Raw genomic sequence first — 2,534 nt, 5'->3', positions numbered from 1 at the left:
CATCCGGTGCGAGCACCCCGACACGCGACTGGTCATCGCCTTCGCCGACGAGGAGGCGTCGAGGTACGCGACGCGCGACGGGTGGGTCGCCCAGGCGTTACGAACCTGGAACGTGGACGTCGAGATCATCGACATCCCGCAGGACCTACGCGACGAGATCCTCGCCGCCCAGCAGCGGCAGCGGATGGTCAATGCCGAGGACGCGGCCGATGACGTCGCCTCGGACACGTGAGCGATCCGCGAACCGACAAGCTGGCCGAGCAGATCGCCGACGCCGCGGCACGGATGGCAAGGTGGCTGCGGGCGCTGCCGGAGTGGCCGTCGCACCCGGTCAACGCGACCGGGACCGTGTCGGCGCACTTCGGTCCGACGCTCCTCAGCGAGCACGACTGCGTCTTGCAGTTCGCGCGCTTCCTCGCCGACGCGGGCGTGCCTTGGGAGGACATGCATCTGGAGCTCAGCCCCGGCCAGTGGATGTATCAGGCCCAGTCGGCGGCCAGGCCCAAGCGGATCGACCTGGCGATCATGCGGCGCGACCACCTTGCCGCCGCCACGCTACCCGCCGCGACCGGCGCGCTTCCACTGGACGCGGTGTTCGAGTTCGCGCTGGCCAGCAACTTCTGGCAACACGGCGCCGGATCACCGCGCCCGATGCTGGTCAAGGTCGACGCGGACGTCGCCAAGGTCGCCGAGTACCTGCGCTCCGGCCTGGCCACGCGCGGGTACGTCGTGGCGGTCGAGGAGGCCGATCACGGGTTCCCCGCCACGTACGCCGAGCAGGCGAGGGTCGCATCCGGCGTGGAGGTGGTGCTGCTTCAGCAATGGTTGCGCGACTGAGGCTCTTGTCAGAGCAGCCGTCGTCAGGTCGACTACGTGCCATGGAAGAAGTCACTCCCAACGAGATCGCCAGGTGGCTGGGCGTGACCGGCCTTCAGTTCCGTAACTAGCTGCGCGCGCAGAAGCACGCCGGCCACCCGATCGTCGCCGGGCACGAGTACCGCAGCCGCTATCGGTTCACTCGCGCCGAAGCCGACCAGCTCGCCACCGAGTTCCAGTCCGGCACAACACACCTCCGCACCAGCCGCCGGCCGTCCGATCCGCCACCGGCACGCGCCCACCCCGGGCGGGACACCGCCGCCGATGACCCCTTCTCGGGCTTGACGATGTCCACCGACCGGGGACACCGGATCACCGCGGCGTGGATGGGCGAAACGGTCACGACTCTGGCCGACCTTCTGCGGCCAGGGCTGAGCATGGTGATCGTCGGCATCAACCCATCGCCCGTGTCCGTAGCGGCCGGCCACTACTACCAGGGCCAGATCGGCCAGCGGTTCTACGCCCGACTCGCACAGGCCAGCATCCTCAATCTCGCAGCCGCAGGCTCCGCGGACGACGCCGCGTACGCCGCCGGGATCGGGTTCACCGACGTCGTCAAGCGACCGACCTCGCGCGCACAAGGCCTGCGGCCCGGCGAGCTGCAGCACGGACGCGCGCTGCTCGACGAGAAGCTCGCGGCCCTGCACGTCCCGCGGGTGCTCTTCACGTTCAAAGGCGGGGCGCAGGCGCTGCTCGGCACGTTCGAGGGACACGGCCTCCTCGCCGATCGGATGCTCGCTGGAGCCGAGGTGTTCGTCATGCCCGGGCCGATGGAACGCACCGACCGTGTCCAGCTCGCCCTGGCGCAACTCGCCGACTGGTGGGCATCGTGACGGTCGTGGGCGCGAGCGCAACTTCAGACAGTCGACTTGGTCCTTGGTTTGACGCGACGCGACGTAGAGGGCCTGTGGATCCCCAACAGCCGCAAGGGCGGCTGGGATGCGTCGCAGATCGAGCGCCACACCGAGCCGTCATGACCAGCGTCGATGCCCCCGCACATCAATCGCCTCGGCAAGCGTGCCGTCAAGCGCGATGACGTCATCGACGGGCGAATCCAGCTGATGTGCTCATGGAGCCTCGGCGCGCTGAGCCTTGGGATCGTCCTCGAGCGCAAGGCGCTCGCCACTTCACTCGCTGACTTCTTCGCTGACGCGTCGACGGCGATCGCGGAGGGCCTCACGAAGGACTCGGCGAACCTGTCTGACCCGATCTCGCTGCCTGAGGGGATGACGCTGCAGATCGCGTCCGCGCGGCTCGCGGAGATGGCCGCCGTCGTTTACGAGTCGATCGGCGCGACAAACCGAGTTCGCCGCGCGGCGCGCACTGGCTGCGCTGTTTGGCGTCGAGATCTACGCGATCCCCGAACGCGAGAAGAGAGCCGTTATCCATCCGCTCAACGACGCGCATCGCTCCCGCAATCTCGGCCGTGAGATTTCCGAAGCCAACGATGCCGCAGCTGTCGTCTACGAGACTGAGCTTCGCGTGCAGATTCGGGATGCGGCCTCGTAGCCGGCGTGCGGGAGCACGCACAGCCCGCGAGCGGAGAGGACACCGCTCGCGACCGACCGAGTAGTCCGGCCGTGAGTAATCGGTGCGTGGACGCCCGGGCGAGGGCTACAGCGGGGTGATCTCTTCGGAGACTGGCTTCGAGAGGAATG

At 68.5% G+C, this 2,534-nt stretch carries 4 protein-coding genes; all 4 read left to right on the top strand.

Going from position 1 to position 2,534, the window contains the following annotated elements:
• A partial coding sequence (locus QOD90_RS30885) for a hypothetical protein (protein ID WP_526356308.1) occupies positions 1-232 on the top strand: 232 nt, incomplete at its 5' end.
• Complete coding sequence (locus tag QOD90_RS30880) at positions 229-837, top strand: hypothetical protein (RefSeq protein ID WP_526356306.1); 609 nt, start codon at positions 229-231, stop codon at positions 835-837. The genes QOD90_RS30885 and QOD90_RS30880, both read left to right, overlap by 4 nt.
• Positions 838-1,163: 326 nt before the next feature.
• Positions 1,164-1,709 (top strand): uracil-DNA glycosylase family protein, encoded by a 546-nt coding sequence (locus QOD90_RS30875; RefSeq protein WP_526356304.1) that lies wholly within the window; start codon positions 1,164-1,166, stop codon positions 1,707-1,709.
• Between the two features lie 153 nt (positions 1,710-1,862).
• Entirely contained in the window at positions 1,863-2,306 is a 444-nt protein-coding gene (locus QOD90_RS30870; RefSeq protein ID WP_526356302.1) for a hypothetical protein, read from the top strand.
• Positions 2,307-2,534 lie beyond the last annotated feature (228 nt).

It is taken from the genome of Mycobacterium sp. (assembly GCF_032161845.1).
Classification (GTDB): domain Bacteria; phylum Actinomycetota; class Actinomycetes; order Mycobacteriales; family Mycobacteriaceae; genus Mycobacterium.
Note: the sequence above shows the minus strand (reverse complement) of the source record. Positions and strands in the feature narration are given on the sequence as shown.

Coding starts and splice junctions, on each gene's coding strand:
- QOD90_RS30875 (WP_526356304.1), top strand. CDS start 1,164: ATGTCCACCGACCGGGGACACCGGATCACCGCGGCGTGGATGGGCGAA.
- QOD90_RS30870 (WP_526356302.1), top strand. CDS start 1,863: ATGCCCCCGCACATCAATCGCCTCGGCAAGCGTGCCGTCAAGCGCGAT.